13 protein-coding genes and 1 tRNA gene are annotated in these 18785 nt (G+C 65.9%); 6 read left to right on the top strand and 8 right to left on the bottom strand.

All coding sequences use genetic code 11. The features are described from left to right. From ACIBG5_RS12445 to ACIBG5_RS12420, 6 genes are all read right to left on the bottom strand, one after another. Entirely contained in the window at positions 1–1635 is a 1635-nt protein-coding gene (locus ACIBG5_RS12445; protein ID WP_396391637.1) for a sugar ABC transporter substrate-binding protein, read from the bottom strand. Between the two features lie 166 nt (positions 1636–1801). Then, positions 1802–2650: a hypothetical protein gene (locus ACIBG5_RS12440; protein ID WP_396391636.1), complete on the bottom strand. Its 849-nt coding sequence runs from the start codon at positions 2648–2650 to the stop codon at positions 1802–1804. A gap of 136 nt (positions 2651–2786) precedes the next feature. Further along, positions 2787–5339 (bottom strand): ATP-binding protein, encoded by a 2553-nt coding sequence (locus ACIBG5_RS12435; protein ID WP_396391635.1) that lies wholly within the window; start codon positions 5337–5339, stop codon positions 2787–2789. Positions 5340–5756: 417 nt separating this feature from the next. Beyond that, a complete protein-coding gene (locus tag ACIBG5_RS12430; protein ID WP_396391634.1) occupies positions 5757–6497 on the bottom strand; it encodes a TrmH family RNA methyltransferase in 741 nt (246 codons plus the stop codon). A gap of 18 nt (positions 6498–6515) precedes the next feature. Further along, the gene (locus tag ACIBG5_RS12425) at positions 6516–6809 is read right to left on the bottom strand and encodes a DUF4287 domain-containing protein (RefSeq protein WP_393392544.1); all 294 of its coding nucleotides are present in this window, start codon (positions 6807–6809) and stop codon (positions 6516–6518) included. Positions 6810–6887: 78 nt separating this feature from the next. Then, entirely contained in the window at positions 6888–7655 is a 768-nt protein-coding gene (locus ACIBG5_RS12420; RefSeq protein ID WP_396391633.1) for an ANTAR domain-containing protein, read from the bottom strand. A 61-nt stretch (positions 7656–7716) separates the two neighbouring features. Between ACIBG5_RS12420 and ACIBG5_RS12415 the strand changes: the two genes are divergently transcribed. Further along, complete coding sequence (locus ACIBG5_RS12415; protein WP_396391632.1) at positions 7717–8307, top strand: TetR/AcrR family transcriptional regulator; 591 nt, start codon at positions 7717–7719, stop codon at positions 8305–8307. Here ACIBG5_RS12415 and ACIBG5_RS12410 read toward each other — a convergent pair. Further along, the gene (locus ACIBG5_RS12410; RefSeq protein WP_396391631.1) at positions 8295–9692 is read right to left on the bottom strand and encodes a pyridoxal phosphate-dependent decarboxylase family protein; all 1398 of its coding nucleotides are present in this window, start codon (positions 9690–9692) and stop codon (positions 8295–8297) included. The two genes, ACIBG5_RS12415 and ACIBG5_RS12410, sit on opposite strands and share 13 nt — an antisense overlap. Before the next feature lie 166 nt (positions 9693–9858). On the opposite strand from ACIBG5_RS12410, the gene ACIBG5_RS12405 reads away from it, so the two are divergent. Then, entirely contained in the window at positions 9859–11052 is a 1194-nt protein-coding gene (locus ACIBG5_RS12405; protein WP_396391630.1) for an MFS transporter, read from the top strand. Here the strand turns inward: ACIBG5_RS12405 and ACIBG5_RS12400 are convergent. Next, positions 10973–12193 (bottom strand): MFS transporter, encoded by a 1221-nt coding sequence (locus ACIBG5_RS12400; protein WP_396391629.1) that lies wholly within the window; start codon positions 12191–12193, stop codon positions 10973–10975. The genes ACIBG5_RS12405 and ACIBG5_RS12400 overlap by 80 nt on opposite strands. A gap of 41 nt (positions 12194–12234) precedes the next feature. Between ACIBG5_RS12400 and ACIBG5_RS12395 the strand changes: the two genes are divergently transcribed. From ACIBG5_RS12395 to ACIBG5_RS12380, 4 genes are all read left to right on the top strand, one after another. Continuing rightward, a tRNA-Thr gene (locus ACIBG5_RS12395) sits at positions 12235–12307 on the top strand. Positions 12308–13318: 1011 nt separating this feature from the next. Then, positions 13319–14818 (top strand): ATP-binding protein, encoded by a 1500-nt coding sequence (locus ACIBG5_RS12390; RefSeq protein WP_396391628.1) that lies wholly within the window; start codon positions 13319–13321, stop codon positions 14816–14818. Beyond that, the gene (locus ACIBG5_RS12385) at positions 14811–15821 is read left to right on the top strand and encodes a PD-(D/E)XK motif protein (protein WP_396391627.1); all 1011 of its coding nucleotides are present in this window, start codon (positions 14811–14813) and stop codon (positions 15819–15821) included. Before ACIBG5_RS12390 ends, ACIBG5_RS12385 begins: the two co-directional genes overlap by 8 nt. Next, positions 15818–18781, top strand: a complete 2964-nt coding sequence (locus tag ACIBG5_RS12380) for a Z1 domain-containing protein (protein ID WP_396391626.1) — start codon at positions 15818–15820, stop codon at positions 18779–18781. The genes ACIBG5_RS12385 and ACIBG5_RS12380 overlap by 4 nt, the downstream gene beginning before the upstream one ends. Positions 18782–18785 lie beyond the last annotated feature (4 nt).

Raw genomic sequence — 18785 nt, 5'->3', positions numbered from 1 at the left:
TCAGGACCCGGTGACCGGCACGCTCGACGGGAGGACGGCGGCGAACTCGTCGCGCATCTTGTCGCCGCCGCCGTTCTTCCAGCGCTTGAGGGCCTCGTCGTACGCGTCCAGCTTCTGCCGGCCGGTGACGATATCGACGATCGTGTCCCGGAACGCCGCGGTGAGCTTCGGGCCGACCTTGCTGCTGGTGTCGGAGTACGTGCCGGCGGTCGGGTTGCGCATCGCGTGCTCGAGCAGCTTCTGCTCGGTCGCGTAGATCTTCTTGGTGTCCTCGGGGAACGCCGGGTTGAAGATGACGCTCTCCGGCGCGGTCATGATCTGCAGCGCACTGACCAGACCCGGCCCCTGCTGCGTTCCGGCCTTCGTCAGCACGGGATTCTTCTGACCGTCCAGCTGGTACTGCTGACCCTCGACGCCGAAGTTCTTCTGCAGGTACTCCTTGGTGCCGAACGGCGCGGACAGGTAGTCCATCAGCGCGAGCAACTCACGGATCCGGCCCTCGTCGGTCTTCTTGAACGGCGTGAACCCGACGGTGCCGTAGCCCATGTCGTACACCGGCTTCGCCTTGCCGTCGTGGCCGAACGGGATCATCGTGTCGACGAACAGCGTCGGATCCATCGCGCGGAAGTCGGCGGTCGCCCGCGGGCCCACCGTGACCTGCGCGGCGATCTGGCCGTTCACGGTCTTCGGGGTGGCGTCGGCCAGGTTCAGGTCGGGGTAGAAGACCTTCGCGGCCCACAGCTTGGCGGCGTACTCGACCGCGGCCTTGTAGTTGTCGGTCTCGTACAGGTAGGTCAGCGAGCGATCCTGGTTCACCCGCCAGCCGTTCGGGGCGCCGAACCACTCGCCGAACATGTGCAGCATGTTGATGATCGCTGGCTCGAGCGCGTAGTTGGTGCCGTTGGTGAGCTCCTTGCACTTGGCAAAGAACTCGTCCGCCGTGCTGCACTGCAGGCCGCCGACCTTCTGCCAGGTGCGCGGATTGCCCATCATCACCTGGCCGAACGGCGTGGACGGGATCGGCGCGCCCCAGATCTTGCCGTTCACCACCGCGGTCCGCCACGACGCCGGCTTCAGCGCGGCGAGGTTCGGATACTCGAGGACGGCGTCACCTGAGAGGTACTTCGTCAGGTCCTGGAACTTGGCCTCCAGCATCGGGCCGATGTTCGGGATGCCCTGGTTCGGCGGCAGCCACATCAGGTCCGGCAGCGAGTCGCTGGCCAGCAGCGTGGCGAACTTCTCCGGGTAGCCCGGGTCGGTGCCGATGGTCAGCCGCAACTCGGCGCCGAGTGCCTGGTTCAGCGACTGCCACATCGGGTTGCTGCCCATCGGCGGCGGAGGCGTCGCGAACGTCTCGGTCAGCGCAGTCACCGCGTTCTTCAGCGGCGGCGCCTTCACACTCGCGGTCGCGTCCGGCGGGAAGCGCAGGAACCCGGGCTCGAGCCCCGACTCCGCCCCGGCCAGATCCGGTCGCACGCCCTCGAACGGCTTGTACGTCGGCAGCGCCAGGTCGCCCGACGCCTTCGCACCACCGTTCGCCGTACCACCGTCACCACAGGCCGCGAGCGTGGGACCGGCGACAGCCGCCCCGACCACGGCACCGCCCAACTGAAGGAATCGCCGACGACTGACCATAGCTGCTCCAAGTTCTCGACAAGTGCTCACTAACGCACACTTAAACGTTAACCGGGACCGTAAGCCCCCTCCACCCATCGATGCAAGGCGTGAACCACGAAAAGACCGGCGACCGCGGAACTCGAGAACCCGCGGCCGCCGGCCGGATGTGTGACCTACCGGGTGATCAGCAGCGCACCAGCAGGCTGGTGAGCGCGTGGCAGGTGCGGCTGGCCTTGTCGTTGCTCGCGACCGGGTCGGTCGGCGAGCTGCCCGTGCGCTGTGCCGTGGCAAGCAGCGGGCCGATCGTGAGGAGGCCGGCGTCGGCGGCGAACGTCCGCGTCACGCCGGCGCCACTCGCCAGCGAAGCGACGTCGCAGTTCACCGTCTTGGTCGTCCCCACCCGGGTGCAGTTTCCGCCGGCGTACACGAGCCGGGTCGGGTAGGCACCGACCACCCGTACGCCGGTGGCCGCCGAGGGACCGTTGTTCTTGATCGTGACCGTGTAGGTGATCCGCGAGATGAGCAGCGTCCGTACCGACGCGGTCATGCTGACCGCTACGTCGGCGTCCATGGTCCCTTGCTCGATCGTGAGCGCCGGTCCGTCGAAGATCTCGAACGCGTAGTTCTCCCCGATGAACTGGTGCTGCAGCGTCATCGTCCCGGCCGGAGCGTCGTCCTTGACCTTGAACGTCCACGTCACCGACCTGGACTCACCGGGCGGGATGTCGCCCAGCCCGGACCGGTAGCTGCTGCCCAACTGGTCACAGGCGACGGCCCCCGCGCACCCCACCAGGTCGACCAGGCCGGGCAGCGATGCCGGCTCCTTCGCGTACATCCCCGCCTTCGATCCCAGAATGCTGAAGTCGCGGTCGTTCGACAGCGTCTGGGTGACCGTGAAGGTCTGCCCAGGAGCGACCGACGTCGTACTGACCTCGATCACACTCGACGGTGGCGCGGCCGCCGCCACCTGGGTGCCGGCCACCAGGCCCGCACCCACCAGCGCCGTTACCAGCGCAGCACGAAACGTCCTCAAAGCACGCACAGTAAAGCCCCCCACTTCAATGAACCCCAGACATGCTTCTGCCCCCACAGAACCGCCGACGGCGGTGAGAAGAGTATGGAGTCCTTTCGGGGCCCCGCACAACCACTCAGCGCTACCAGTGCCGGACTCAGAGTCGGGCCAGCAGCTCCTCGACGCGCATCGACCGGCCGGTCCGGCGGTGGTCCTCCCACTTCGCCCGCGACATCACGCCGTTGATGAGGGCAACCGCCTCCTCGAGTTCCTCTTCCAGGTAAGGGTTCGCGATCTCCAGCCGCTCACCCATCGCCTCCTCGGCGCCGAAGAGGTGTGCGGCTCCGACCAGATCACCCTCCCGAATGAGGATGTTCATCGCGGTGTTGGCGAACGCCAGCATCAGACTCGGGCTGCCCATGGCGAGGATGGTCTTGGCCAGCTCACGGACCAGTTCGCCCGCCTCGACGACCCGGCCGGAGACCACGAGGAGGAAGGCCAGGTTCTGCCCCTGTACGGCGGCTTCGTACACGTCACCGAGCGCCTCGTACAGCGCGAGCGACTCGCGCAGCAGCGCCTCGGCGCGCTCGAGCCGGTCCAGTTCCTCCTCGATGCCACCCAGGTGGCCGAGGACCCGGGCCAGCCGGCTCTTGTCATCAAGGTGGCGATGCAAGTCGAGCGCTTCCACGAGAGTGCGCTCGGCCGCGTGGAGTTCGCCTTGCTGACGTTGCGTCGTACCAAGGAGAGCCATGGCATAGGCGATGCCGGGGCGGTCGTCCAGAGCTCTGGACATCTCGAGACTTCGCAGCGCGATCTCGTAGGCCCGATCCGTTTCGCCCTGGAGGAGAAGGAGATTGCCGAGTCCACGCAGGCAGGCGGCGAGGTCCGCCGACCGATGGGAGGACTGCGCGACGACCTGCTCGTGCCACCGCCGGCTCTCGGCGATGTAGCCCGCCATCAGCCAGGCCCAGCCGAGGGCCGCGCAGAGACGTCGGCTCGTCGGGATGTCGGCCGAGGTCGACCAGGTCAGCGCGGTGCGGAAGTTGCCGAGCTCGGACTCGGCCAGTTCGAGGGCCGTGTTGTGCCGGGATTCCCGCAGGGCTTGGAGATTCTCGGCGACGCCGGCGTAGTACGACGCGTGGGCCGCACGCACCGCATCGGCCTCGTCGGTGGCCTCCAGTTCGTCGCCGGCGTACTGCCGGATCGTCTGCAGCAGCCCGATCCGGCTGCGCCCCTCCGGACCCTCGGAGATGGTGATCAGGTTGGCGTCGTTCAGTTCCGCAACCGCGTCGAGCGGATCCTCGGCGTCGCAGGCGACGGCGGTGATCGCGGCCAAGTCGGCGCCGCCGGAGAAGACGGCGAGGCGGCGGAAGATGCGGCGATGCTCAGGACTGAGGAGCTCGTAGGACCAGGCGATCGTGTCGCGCAACGTCCGCTGCCGGTCCGGTGTGACGCTGCTCGTGGAGGCGATGTCGAGCCTCTGGTCGATGCGACCGAGCAGCTCGCTGACGCTGAGCACACGGACGCGCGGAGCACACAACTCGATAGCCAGCGGCAGTCCGTCCAGGTGACGGCAGATGGCCACCACGTCGGCGACGTTGGCCGGGCTGAGAGTGAATCGAGGCTGAACCGCCTGCGCGCGTTGCACGAACAGCTGTACGGCGGGCGAGTCCTCGGCGACCGTGTTCAGGGGCATCACCGGATGCTGGTGCTCGGCCATCAGCCCGAGCGGCCGCCGCGACGTCGCGACGACTTCGACCTGCGGCGCCCGTTCGATGATCTGGGCAACGACCGTGCCGGCACCGTCCACCTGCTCCAGGTTGTCGAGGACCAGCAACAGCGCACGATTCGCCAGGTACGACGTCAGCCGCGCGGGACTGCGCTCGCGCGGGGGTACGTCGAGAACCTCGGCGATCGACGTCCACATCACCTGCTCCGACGTCACCGCCGCGAGCGGCACGAAATACACGCCGCCGGGGAACTGGTTCGTCAGCTCGGCGGCCACGGACATCGCGAGTCGCGTCTTGCCCGCACCGCCGGGCCCGGTGAGGGTGACCAGCCGGATCTCCGGTTGACGGATCAACCCGGTCAGGCGCGCGAGGTCGGGTTCCCTTCCCAGCAAGGGATTCGCGGGCACCGGGAGACTGCTCGCCGTCCCGACGGTGCGGGGCGGAGGAAAGTCCTGCTCGAGACCCGCGACCGTTACCTGGAACAGGTGCTCAGGCTCGGGAATGTCCTTCAGATGGTGCATGCCGAGATCACGCAACGACGCACCCTGGGGCAGTCGCGCCACGTCGCCGGTCGCCGCGGAGATCACCACCTGACCGCCGTGCGCGGACCCCGCGATCCGCGCCGCCAGGTGGACGTCCATGCCCCAGTAGTCGTCCTCGTACACGCCCGGCGTACCGGTGTGGATCCCCATCCGCACCCGTAACCGCTCCCCGCCCGGCCACCGGTTCCCCGCCAGCCGCCGCTGACCCTCGACCGCCGCCCCGACCGCGCTGTCGGCCGACGGGAAGACCACGAAGAAGCTGTCCCCCTCAGTCCCGAGCTCGATCCCGCCGTACTCGCCCCACACTCCGCGAAGAATCCCGCGATGCCCCTTCAATGCCTCCAGATACTGCTCCCCCAACCGGCGCAGCAGCATGGTCGAGCCCTCGATGTCCGTGAACACCATCGAGACCGTCCCCGCCGGCAATCCCCCACCCACACCGCCAGTCTCGACCACCGGATCGCGCCACGTCGAGAACCATCGGTGGACTTCGTTTTGTGGATGGACCCTTCGCCACCGTTGTTGCCGCCGTACCGACCGCCGCGAGACCGTAGAAGGGCACCGCCGGAAATCCCCCCTCCGGCATTGCATTGTGCTTGGCCGCACAATTCAGAAGAGCCCGTCGCATCCCCCCGCGGTCGGGCTCTTCGTCTGTCTCAGCTGTGCGCGGCGACGTACCCGCCCTGGCCCGGGTACCGGAACCTGACCACGGCGCCCGGGATCGGGCCGGGCCACGGGGACTGGTCGACTCGGCGGTAGGCGTAGAAGCCGTCCTTGACCGTCGCGACGCCGACGTGGCCGGGTGCACTGTCCCGATATCAACGCATCGGCGCCGGCAACGGGTTGCACGGCCGATCAGCGATTCGTGACCTCGAAGGCCACGACAGCCGCGGCGACCGCGACATTGAGGGATTCGACACCGGCGTGCAGCGGGATCTGGAGGTCGGAGTCGGTCGACACCGTGATGCCGTTGGTCTCGCCGCCGAGGACGTAGACGGCGCGCGGCGCGAGCTCGGCCTTGAACAGGGAGTCGTGCGACCGGGCCGACAAGCCGTACACGTGGTAGCCGGCCGTGCGCAGCAGGTCGACGGCCGCCTTCGCGGTCGAGGTGTTCACGATCGGGGCCTGGAACGCGATCCCGGCCGACGCCTTGATCACCAGCGGCCCGACGTGCGGCGTCCCGGCGCGCGGCAGGATCACGCCGTCGAAGCCGGCTCCGGTCGCGGTCCGCAGGATCATCCCGACGTTGCCCGGGTTCGTGACGCCGTCCAGCAGGAAGACGTTCGTCGGGCGGCGGCCGCGCGCCCGGACGAACTCCTCCAGCGGCGTCATCCGCGGCGCGTCGACATCGGCGACCACACCCTGGTCGTGCTTGCCGTTCCCAGCCAGCCACTTCACCCGGCTGGCCGTCGCGCGCTCGACCGGCGTCCCGTACTTGTCCGCGGCGCGCAGGATCTCCTGCAGCGAACCGCCGGTGGCGTTGTCCGCCACCACCACCTTCGCCACCGACAGAGCGGGATCGTGCAGCGCCTCGAGCACGGGCTTGCGCCCGTAGATCGTGATCCACTTGTCCCGCGGTGACCTCTTCGAATCCACCCGCTTACGGTACGCCGTTCAGCCGGCCGGGTTGGTCGCCTTCCCATCCAGCCACAGGGTGTCCGACGGGTCCCGGTGGGTGCCGGTGCTGCCGACGTGCTTGTCGCTGATCCCCGGGCCGTTCTTGATCACGTGCACCAGCGCCATCGCGTGCCCGCGGCCGAGGTCGTAGTCGGCCTTCAGCCAGTCACAGATCACGCCGGCCTTCACGCCCGGAGCGTCGTACCCGCGCTCCTTCGCCTGGTCGACCAGCGCCCGCGGGGTCAGGCCGGTCTTCTCCTCGATCTTGTCCAAGTACGCCTGGAACGACATCGCTGCAGCCTCCTCGTGATCGGCGCCTCCTGCGCCGTACATCACTGCGTCGAGCGACCGAGCCGGAATTCGACAGGATCACTCGTCGGAGTTCAGGCCGTACTTGCGCAGCGCCGCGTTGAGTCTGCCCTGGTTGTGCGCCTCGACCAGCTCGAGGGACAGCTGCCGCAGCTTGACGTTGGTGTCCTGGGAGCAGCGCTTGAGTACGTCGAACGCCACTGAGGCGGTGACACCGTACCGGTGCATCAGCACCCCCTGGGCCTGACCGATGACGGTCCGGGTGCCGAGCGCCGTCCGCAACTGCTCGATCAGCGTTCGGCTGTCGTTGAACAGCTGCACGTTGTCGAACGCAACCCCGGCATGCATGGCGAACATCAGCACGATGTCGTACGACGTACTGCCGAACGCATCCGGCTTGGCCGAGAACAGGCTGAACGCGGCCGCTGCGTCACCCCCGGCAGGCAGCGGAAGGAACAGGCAGCTGCGATAGCCGGCGTTGATCGCCGCGGCACTGAACTCGGGCCACCGGTGATCGGCGGCCAGGTCGCCGATCCGGCGCGGCTCCCCATAGGTGAGCGCGTCGAACAGCGGACCGCCGCCCTTGGTCAGTTGCTCGGCCAGTGTGGACCGGGTCGGCTCTGCCACCGGATCAGCGGTCTTGTGGTACCGCGCCACGATCTCGGCCGAATCGTCGGCGAGCACCGTGATCACGGCCTCCTCGCAGTCCGGCACCGTCAGCACGACCCGGTGCACGAACCGGCCCAGCGTGGTCGGGACGTCATCGTCCTCGACCAGCCGGCTCACTTCGGCCAGTTCCTGCGCCAGCTCGAGAATCCCCTCACCCATAGGACCATCATGCGCCTCCGTTTCTGGGTTCAGAACCCCAGAAGCGGCTAGTCTCGATGAGGTGGACGATCGACTGACCGCGAAGGGCCGGGCGACCCGCGCCCGGATCCTCGCCGCCACGGCCGAACTGGTCCGGCGCAAGGGCGTCACGCGGACCCAGCTGGACGACGTACGCCGGGCCGCCGGCGTGAGCGGATCGCAGCTGACGCACTACTTCCACGACAAGCGGACGCTGATCGACGACGTGATCGCCTGGCAGGCGGAGGCCGTCGCGGACCACGAACCGGCGCTCGACTCGTTCGCCGCCTGGCATCGCTGGGCCGACCAGATCGTCGCGCGGCACACCGGGCGGAAGTTCCAGGGCGGCTGCGATTTCGGCTCGCTCGCCGGGCAACTCGTGGAGTCGAGCCCGCAGACGCGTTCCCACCTGGCAGACGGGTACGGCCGCTGGCTCGACCGCTTCCGGCGCGACCTCACTGGCATGCGTGACCGGGCGCTGCTTCGCGCCGACGCTGACCCGGATGCGCTGGCCAACACCATGCTTGCGGCGATGCAGGGCGGCGTACTGCTGGCTCAGACCCTCCGCCGGGTCGAGCCGCTGCGCGACTCGCTCGACGCCGCCCTCGGCCGCCTCGAGTCCTACGCTCGTTGAAGGCATTGCAGAACTGCGGCCGCTGATCGGTCGATGTCTGACTCGTCAGTCGTCCAGTTGGAGACCGAGATGCGCATCGCCGCCTTGCCCTGCCAGGTGGTGCCCGACATCCAGCAGGTGCCCTCGTCCTGCACCGCGCGGACGACTCGCCGGGTCAGCTCGTCGTCGTCCCCGAAGCGGACCAGGACCTGGTTGAGGACGACCTCGTTGAGTATTGCGAGTTGGTTTGCTGCCAAGGTCTCGGTTTGATTTGCTGCCAAGGTCTCGGCGAAGCGGACGGCCATCGCGTGACACCGGTCGACGATCTCGGCGATCCCCGACCGCCCGAGGGCGCGGATCGCGGCGTACACGGCGAACCCGCGCGCCCGGCGGGAGAACTCCGGATTGAAGTCGAGCGAGTCGCGTTCGCCGTTCTCGTCCTGGATCAGGTACGCCGCCCGGATGGACATGGCGGCCCGATGCGGCTCGGGGTGGGCGCAGAAGACGAGGCCGGAGTCGTACGGGACGTTCAAGGTTTTGTGCGCGTCGGTCGCCCAGGAATCGGCGCAGTCGATGCCGTCGACCAACGGTTGCAGTTTGTCGCTGACGGCTGCCCAGATGCCGAAGGCACCGTCGACATGCACCCAGGCGCCTTTGTCGTGCGCGAGGTCGCAGATCGTTTTGACGGGGTCGAACGCGCCCGTGTTCACGTTGCCGGCCTGGGCGCAGACGATCTGCGGGCCGGCGTCGCTCAGCGCCTCGGCGAGAGCTTCAGGCTTGAGCCGGCCCTGGTCGTCGACGGCGATCGGGACGATGCAGTTCGTGCCCAGGCCGAGGAACCGCAGGGCGCGATCGATCGTGTCGTGCCGCTCGGCCCCGGCCAGCACCCGGATCGCTGGTGCGCCGATCAGGCCGTCTCGCTCGACGTCCCAGCCGGCCCGCCGCAGTACCTCGTGCCGGGCAGCGGCCAGAGCGGTGAAGTTGGCCATCTGAGCGCCGGTGACGAAGCCGACCGACGTACCTCTCGGCAGGCCGAACAGCTCGACCAGCCACTCCGCCGTGACCTCCTCGACCACGGCCGCCGCGGGTGAGGCGGCGTACAGGCCGGCGTTCTGGTCCCAGGTCGTGGTGAGCCAGTCGGCGGCGAGCGAGGCCGGGGTCGCGCCGCCGAACACGAAGCCGAAGAACCGGCCGCTCCCGCTCGGCAGCAGCCCCTCCTCCACGCCTTTGGCCAGGTGCGCGATCACCTCCTGCGGATCCGTCGGGCCTTGCGGCAGCGCTCCCCCGAGTGCTTGCCGCAGTTCGGGCGCAGTTGCGCGCGGGCCGACCCTCCGCTCGGGGAGCCCGGCCAGGTACGTCGTCGCCCGCTCGTACGCCTCGGTCAGCGGGCCATCCCAATCCACCATGTCTCCGTTGTACGCCGGGATCGTGTGATCCAGCGTGTGACGGCACTACAGTTCGGATGCTGAACCGCCAGGCCATCACAATGACTCGCCCGGAGCCCGCTCCCGCGTGCGGCGACGTACCTGCCGCGATTGTGATGGCCTGGGGGTACGAGATCGGAGGGATCAGATGGCGCGAGTGGTGACCGGGAGTCGCTGGGCGGCGATCGTCGGTTATTCCCTGGTCGGCGCGGCCACCCAGCTCGTCTGGCTCAACTTCGCCGGCGTGACCACCGTCGCGGCCGCGCACTACGGCGTCTCGGAGAGCGCGATCGGGTGGCTCGCCCAGGTGTTCCCGCTGCTGTACGTCGTACTCGCGATCCCGTGCGGTCTGATCCTGGACCGGTGGTTCCGGGCCGGGTTGCTTGCCGGCGCGGTCTTGACCGCGGTGGGTGCGCTGGTGCGGCTGATCGGGGACGACTTCGGCTGGCTGCTGGCCGGGCAGATCGTTGCCTCGGTCGCCCAACCGCTCGTGCTGAACGCTGTCACCGGGATCACGGGGCGGTACCTCGAGGAGGACGACCGCCCGACCGGCATCGCCGTCGGCACCGCCAGCATCTTCGCCGGCATGGTGATCGCGTTCTCGCTGGACGCCATCTTCACCACCGGCGACTCGTTGGGGACCATGCTGGCTGTGACCGCGATCTTCTGTGTGGCTGCCGCTGTGGTGCTGATTGTTGCGCTCCGCAACGAAGGCCCGCACTCCGTCGCGGCGGCTGCCCCATCACGTGACCGGAGCGCTCTCAAGATCGCCTGGGGCGACCCGTTGATCCGGCGCCTCTGCGTCCTCGCCCTCTTCCCGTTCGGTGTTTTCGTCGCCATGACCACCTTTGCGCAGGCACTGCTCGAACCGGCCGGCGTCTCCGGCGGTACGGCGAGCACGATCCTGTTGGTGACCGTCGTCGCCGGCGTACTCGGCAGCGCGATCATCCCTGTTGTGGTCGTGCGACGCCGGGCCGAGTCGGCATTGCTGGTCCTGAGTCTGACGGTGACTTCCATCGCCTGCGTCGTACTGGCGCTGGCTCCTGGCGTCCTCACCGGGTTCGTCGCGATCGGGCTGATCGGGTTGCTCCTCCTGCCTGCGCTTCCCATCGTGCTCGAGCTGGTGGAACGTCGTACGGGAGAGGCCGAGGGGACCGCGGCCGGGCTGATCTGGATGTCGGGCAACCTCGGCGGCCTCCTGGTCGCGACCGTGGTGGGTCTGCTGGTCGACTACCCAACGGCGGCTTTCCTGGTGATGGCCGTCATCCCGCTGATCGCCGTACCGGGTGCTCGGGCCCTTCGTCGGCCGATCGACGAACTGCGAGAGCAGCCGCAGCCGTAGCGAGCAGTCCACCGGTGCCTGCGGCAACGAAGGTGACCCGGGCGTCGGTGTGCTCGAGCAGCAGTCCACCTAGGACGTACGACACCCCGGCAGCCAGACCGATAGCGCCGTACAGGTTGCCGAAGACCCGGCTCCGCAGGTGCGGCGGCACGATGCGTTGCAGATGAGTGTTCATCCCCACGTCGACGCCCGCGATACCAAACCCCCGGATCACCTGCATTGCCAACGCGGCCCACACCGCCCAGGCAAGCCCCGTGACCAGGTTCCCCAGACTGCTTACCGCGAACCCGAGCAAGATCAGCGTCGTCATCCGGAACCGGCGCGCGTACCGCGCCAGCACCGCGAACCCGACCACCAGCCCGATCCCGACCCCGGCGTACAACGCAGAGGCCGCCGAGTCCCCCGCGCCCAGCTCGTCCTTGGCGAGGAACACCATCGCGACGTCGTCCACCCCGTTGAACGCCACCGTGGCGAAGAACGCGATCCCGATGACGCGAACCGCCTTCGTCCGCCAGATGTACGTCAGCCCGTCCCGAGCATCCCTGAAGACGCCCGTCTTCACCTCCCCCGAACCCTCAGGCGGCATCTTCGGCAACCGGCTCAGCAGCACCGCCGACACCATGAACGTCGCCGCATCAATCAGCAAGATCCCCCGCACATCCGTCACCAGGAACAACGCGGCCGCAATCAACGGCCCGACTGCCTCCAGTCCGTTCGTCCCCGCCCCTAGCGTCGAGTTCGCCGACTCCAGATCTTCATCCCGCACCAACGCCGGCACCGCACTCCGCGAACTCGCCTGGAACACCTGCGCCACGACACTCCGTACCGCAACCATCACCAGCAACACCGGCAACGGCGGCAATGTGACGGCCATCACGACCACCAGCGCACCCTGCAGTACGTCGCACGTCACCATCACCCGCCGCAGATCGAACCGATCCCCCACCACCCCCGCGAACGCCCCGAACAACCCCGGCGTCAGATCCCCCGCCAGCAACAACAAGGCCACCGCCAGCGCAGCCCCCGTAGAAGCCTCGACGTACAACAACAACGCCACCAGCCCCAGCGAGTCCCCCAGAAACGACACCGCCCGAGCCACCCACAACACCCGAAACCCGCGTGCCTCCCGCAGCACCCCCATCCCCCCACCTCCCATCCCCTAAGATGGTCCAGCAAACACCCGCCGGTGTGGCGCAACTGGCAGCGCACCGCTCTTGTAAAGCGGTGGTTAGGGGTTCGAGTCCCCTCACCGGCTCTCAGACCTGCGAAGGTGCCGTGAGGGCATCCTTTGATGGGTCCAACTGACCGCTTTGGCTACACCGTAGGGCTTTGCGGCTGTTCTCGATCCTGCTGATGGATGCCTCTCAGCGCCTCGACCAACAGGCCCGCCGCCTTCGGATTACGAACTCGGCCGGCGTACCCGTCGACCGTTCACGAGATCCCGGAGTGCCCGAGCTGGTCAGCATTTCTTCTGCGGCGGCTCCCCCGAGTCGGCAACGACCGGTGGCCCGCCTCCAGCCTCACCCGACGGGCTCGGTCAGACTGATCCATTTCCCAGCCAAGTTTCGAGACGATCGCAGTCTGCGCGGGACCAGCTCGCCGTCGATGCGCGTTGAGCGTGAAGGGTGAACCGGCTCCCTCCCCGGGTTCTCGACCGCCATGGGTTAACCAGTCGTGTCTGTTCAACGCCTGGATACTCATGGCAGCCGCCTCCAACTGGTCCCGGGCCTGATCCAAGCACAGGTCCGCAGGTCGCTTGGGATAATCGGGGGATCAGGTCCGAACGCGCGAAGTCAACGCGTGCTGCTGGTGCGCGGGTCATCGGTATCCACATCCGTGGGTAGCCCCGCTAGCTCGACGCGCTTCCGCGAGAGCACCGTTGCGACAGAAGCGGGCAGTGCCCACCCGATCTAGAGCGACTCGCCGGCCACCGGCCAAGCCCGCGAGCGCCGTCAGCTCAACGGCCATTTCGACGATCGTCGAAGGGCTGCGTGCTGGCACGTTGGCAACGGACTGTAACGATCGAACCGCCTGCTCCGATGGTCCATAGGGGAGGGATAGACGATGCGTCGCAATCGCGACGCATACCCGTCCAATCGAACTGCTCGACGGCTCATGGGTCCATGCGAGCTGGGCGTGGTTTGTCAGGGGAGCGCTGGGGAGCGCCAGTTTGGGGGAAGTTGATGCAAGAAATTGGTAGCCGGACGACAAGTTGCGCGTTCGTCGGCGGAGAAGATTCGCGGCGCCGACGCGTAACGAGCGAACGATGACCGCCTCTGATGTCGTCGAGACCATCAGACTTGAGCCCGACGCTGGTCTGGTCAAGAGTCTCGGCGCCAATCACATCCTTGAAACTGCCGTCGCTGACCTCGTCGACAACTGCCTCGACGCTGGAGCGACCAGGGTTGCCATCCATCTCCTGACAGGGCGCGATCGACTGGTGCAGGTCGAGGTGATCGACAACGGCAACGGGATGGACTCGACCGCGGCCGATCTGGCGATGACTCTCGGCCATCAGCGCGAGTACGCGGTCAACGACCTCGGTCACTTCGGCATTGGCATGAAGGCCGCGTCTTTCGGTCATGCCGACGTCCTCACCGTCTGGTCATCCAGGTACGGCGCGACGCCAGTAGGTCGGCGGATCCGTAGGACCGACTTCTCCAAGGACTTCTCCTGCGAAGTGCTGTCTGGACACGCCGCAGCGGATGCTGAAGCCCACCGCAGGCGCGTGACTGGCACGGGCCAGGGAACGTCGGTCGTCTGGACTGAGCTGCGCGGCACTTACCGTGGCGCCAACACCGAGGAGGCCCGCACGTGGATGGCCAACGCGGAGCGCAGCCTTCGGTCTCACCTGGGTGTCACGTTCCATCGCCTCATCGCAAAGAACACCCTCGACATCGAGATCCTGGTCGACGAGTTGGAGTACGCCGACGAAGCCATCGGAACGCCCGTCAAGGCGATCGACCCCTTTGCCTACGCGAGATCTGGTCACCCGGACTACCCGAGGACGATCGTCGCGGAGTCTGGCGGCCAGCGAATAGCGATGCACTGTCACATCTGGCCACCGAAGGTCGACATTCCTGGGTTCCGGATCAACGGCAAGCCTGGCGATCGCTTCCAGGGTTTTTACATCTACAGAAATGATCGGCTTTTGCAAGTGGGCGGATGGTCGGCGATCGCCAACTTCTCGCTGCAGCGGCAGCTTGCCCGGGTGGTGCTCGACGACGAGGCCGCGATCGGGTCTTTCCTGACGATGAACCCGGAGAAGGCCGGCCTTCGGTTCGAGCCAGTCTTCCGGGACGCATTGGCTCACGCCGCAGCGGATGACGGCACCACCTTCGACGCGTATCTGAAAGACGCGGAGGCCTGCTACGTCGAAGGAAACAGACGTATCAGTCGGCGGCAGCCAGTCATTGCACCGGAGAAGGGCTTCGCCCCGAAGCTACGCAAGTCGATCGGCGCAGAGCTCCCGTTGCTTCGATCCGATTCCCTCAACCTCCAGTGGAAGAAGCTTCCCGAGGGCGAATTCATCGACATCGATTTCGGCAACAGCACACTGTGGCTCAATGCCCGCTATCGCTACCTATTCGCTCCCGAGCGCGGAAGCCTGAACGACGCCCCGTTAGTCAAGGCGCTGCTCTTCCTGCTGACACACAACGTCTTCGAAGGCGCACATCTAGGCCCGAAGGACAAGGACAACATCGCGCTGTGGCGCGCGGTCCTCGGTGCCGCAGTCGAGGCCGAAGAGGAAATGCGCGGTGAGTAGCGGGGCATCGAACCTTACCGCGACATCTGAAGGCGCGCGCCACCTGTCGGTAGCGAACGTCGACGTCGTGTGGATGTCGGGAAACCCTGTCGTTCTTCCGATCGTCGGTGTGCCCACGTGCAAACTCGACATCGACCCACCCAACGGGACGGTCACGTTGATCACCGCCTTCACGCCTCCAGAGCCCGACGTTGCGAAGTGGCGCAACATCACCTTTAGGCTGGTCGATTCCGATGATGGAGAACTCGCTGAGCTCAGTGTGACGGTTGAGGACAACCTTCACGGCGCGTACGGTCTCCTCACCAGCGTGGCCGATCAGCTACAACTACACGGAGAGCCCATCGCCTCAGCAGTCGCAACCTCAATCACGAAGCACCGGAACCTCTTCGCCGGCAGGACAGGCCTCAGCAATGAAAAAGAATTGGGACTCTTCGGCGAGCTGCTGATCCTCGAGTTCCTCATCGAACGGATGGGCCCAGGTCATGCCGTCGAGTCCTGGCAGGGTCCGCGCTCCGAGGAGCACGACTTCGTTCTCAGCGAGGTGCACCTGGAGATCAAGACGACGGCGAGCGAGCAGCGCAAGCACATGATGCACGGGATCACTCAGCTCGAACCGTTGCGAGGCATTCCGCTGAAGCTGATCTCCATCCAGCTGACGCGAAGCAATCACGAAGGCGGACTGACCCTCGGACAGCTGATCTCGCGGGTCCGCGTGAAGGCCGGCGGCTATAGACCGATGGTTGATGCCAGCCTGGAAGCGCTGGGCTGGGATGACACGGATGTCAAGCTGTACAAGACGTTCTGGACACAGCGGAACGACCCGCGGGCGTACGACGTCGACGAGCGCTTCCCAGCCTTGACGGCGGATCGTCTCGCTGCGGCGATCCCGAACTTCCCGGCAGTTAGCAATCTCTCCTACGCCGTCGATCTGACTCATTTCAAGCCAACCGATCTGCCTGAACCCTTGGCAGCTCTCGTCACCATCGATGCGGAGCATCCATGACCGAGCTTCAAGTCGGAGCGTCACCAGCGTGGGCTATGCCGCTCCGCAACCTTCTGCAAGGATTCGCCGAGCAGGCGCCTAGACCGCTGCTGCCGGCGCTCGCAATCTTCGGCGGTGACGTGTCCGAAGACGCGCTGGTGGAGTTCATTCGCATGGCGCCAATCAACAACAATGCGATGATCGCGCTCCGGCTAGCGTTCGCCAAATGGGATGCAAGTGACGACATCGTACTGCTCGACCACGAGGGCGCCGAAACAAGTTCCGGGACCCTCGCGCGGCGGCTCGCGGTGGCTGACGCTCTGGGACTGTCGTCGGAGACAGAGGAGGCGATCCGCGACGTCATCCCAATCCATCAAGAAGACACAATCGTCATCAGCCGGGAGTTCGAGCCCTGGTACGAGGAAGCTCGGCACCAGCGCAGCAGTCTCTACTGGGATCATTATGAGCAGTACCTGGCCGAGATCAAGAAGTGGCCCGCGTCATCCATCACAACACTCGACCAGAGTACGAACTCGGTGATCGAGCGCCTGACCGACCCAACTCGCGCGGAGATCAAGCAGACGAAAGGGCTCGTCGTCGGCTACGTTCAGAGTGGTAAGACGGCCAACTTCACCGGCGTCATCGCGAAAGCCGTAGACGCTGGCTACCGTCTGATCGTCGTGATGACGGGCACGATCGAGATCCTTCGTGCCCAGACGCAACGTCGCATCGACATGGAACTCATGGGCGTCGAGAACGTCCTAGCTGGCCAAGACCCCTCAGATCTGGACGTGGCGAAGGGGCTCGATTATCAGCAGGACGAGGACTGGCTCGCGAAGAGATTCGTCGAACACACCGAGCAAGCACTCGATCAGCCCGGAGTTGCACGGATCCGTCGCGTCACGACGCATCACAACGACTACAAGAGCCTTCCGCAGGGCATGTCACAGCTCCGCTACGAACGTCACGACAAGACGAAGCCACTCAACGCGCCAGAGAACCTCTTTCACACCGACGCCTACGTCGTCATCGTGAAGAAGAACACGGCTCCGCTCGACAAGCTGATCAAGGATCTGCGACCGCTGCAGGCCGTGCTCAAGGAGCTGCCGGCGCTGATCATCGACGACGAGTCAGACCTCGCATCGGTCAACACCAAGGATCCGAAGAAGTCGACAGAGCGCACGAAGATCAACGAACGCATCACCAAAATGATGGCGATCGTCCCACGTGCGCAATACGTCGGCTACACCGCGACACCCTTCGCCAACGTGTTCATCGACCCGGACGATGACAGCAACCTTTTCCCGTCGGATTTTGTCCTCTCGCTGCCGAGGCCAGACGGATACATGGGCGTCCAGGAGTTTCATGACGTCGACCGCGACTGGGGTACCGAGACGAAGACAGCGGCCACGTCCAACGAGCTTGCATATGTGCGCTCGCTGGTTGGTGAGCCGTATCACGATCCAGCCTTGCACAAGGAGGAGCTGGGTGAGGCACTCGATGCCTGGGTCTTGAGCGGCGCGATCAAGAAATATCGCGAGTCCGTGACCAACAAGCCGTATCGGCATCACACGATGCTGGTGCACGAAGAGCTGAGTAACAAGACGCATCGCGATTCGGCCGTGCTGGTGCGCTCGCTGTGGAACACCGGCAAGTTCACCTCTCGTGAAGGGCTCGCGCGGCTCCGGAAACTCTTTGACGATGACTTCCAGCCCGTGATCGTCGCACGCGACACCGGCGATCCCATGCCAGCGTGTTTCGACGATGTCAAGCTCCACGTCGGCCAAGCCGTCTATGAGATGACAAGCGGGGGCTCCGACCCTGTGCTCGTCGTCAATTCGGACAAGGCTGTCCAAGAGCAGCAGGAGGCGCTCGACTTCGACGCCGGAAAGGTGTGGCGGATTCTCGTCGGCGGCGCGAAGCTCAGCCGAGGCTTCACTGTCGAAGGCCTTACGGTGTCCTTCTTCCGTCGTAGGGCGGGACAAGCCGACACCCTTATGCAAGCTGGCCGTTGGTTCGGCTTCCGGGACGGGTACCGCGACCTGGTCCGTCTGTACATCCGGCGCGACCCAAGAGTGGATCTTTACAAGGCTTTCGAGGCCTTGTTACTAGACGAGGAAGCCTTCCGCGACGAGCTGGCGAAGTACGAAGGCTTTGACGAGGACGGCAAACCGATCGTCGAGCCGCGGCAGATCCCACCCCTCGTGAGCCAGCACTTGCCATGGCTCAAACCGACTGCGCGCAACAAGATGTTCAACGCTGTCGTGAAGTCGCGTGCGTCGGTTGGTGCCTTTCATCAACTTTCGTCGGTTCCGGCGAGAGACGAGAAGAGCAAGCACAAAGCGAACCTGAACAGAGTCATACTGCCGCTCTTGAAGAACGCCACCCATGATGTGGAGTTGTCCTACCTGGACGGGAAACTCAAGAAGGAGCAGAAGGTCAAGATAGGCTCAGTTGGCGCTGCGGAGTTCTTGGAGTACTTCGACAAGCTGCAGTGGCATCCTGACTACCTGAGCGTAATCGATCCACTTCGATCGTTCCTCGAGACCGCGACGGAGAGCGGGCGAATCGAGGACTGGGCAATCGTCTGGCCTCAACGGCGGGAGCTTGGCCGCACCCTCCGGCTCGAGGAGCTGCCGGTGGAGGCCCCGATCTGGAAACGTGCGCGTCGGCAGGCTCCACGCATCGACTTCACTGGCGAGAACAAGCGCAACATCCTCGCTGCCAGCGCCGTGCCCAAAGGCGAAGAATTCCCGGTCTTGGGGAAGAGCAGGACTCGGGGCGTGCTTGTGATTTCTTTGGTTGCCGATCAGATCGAAGACGACGAGTCCGCTGCGGTTGGTCGCTCTGACGTCGTTGGATTGATCTCACTACGAGTCCCCGACAACACTGTCCGAAGCAAGCGCGACCTGATCCAATGGACGGTCGTTGTGCCAGACAAACCAGACGACACTGTCGTTGACGATCCTGACGCGGCGTAAAGGT

This window comes from Kribbella sp. NPDC050241, assembly GCF_044459685.1.
GTDB lineage: Bacteria > Actinomycetota > Actinomycetes > Propionibacteriales > Kribbellaceae > Kribbella.
This window is presented reverse-complemented; position numbering and strand designations above follow the sequence as displayed.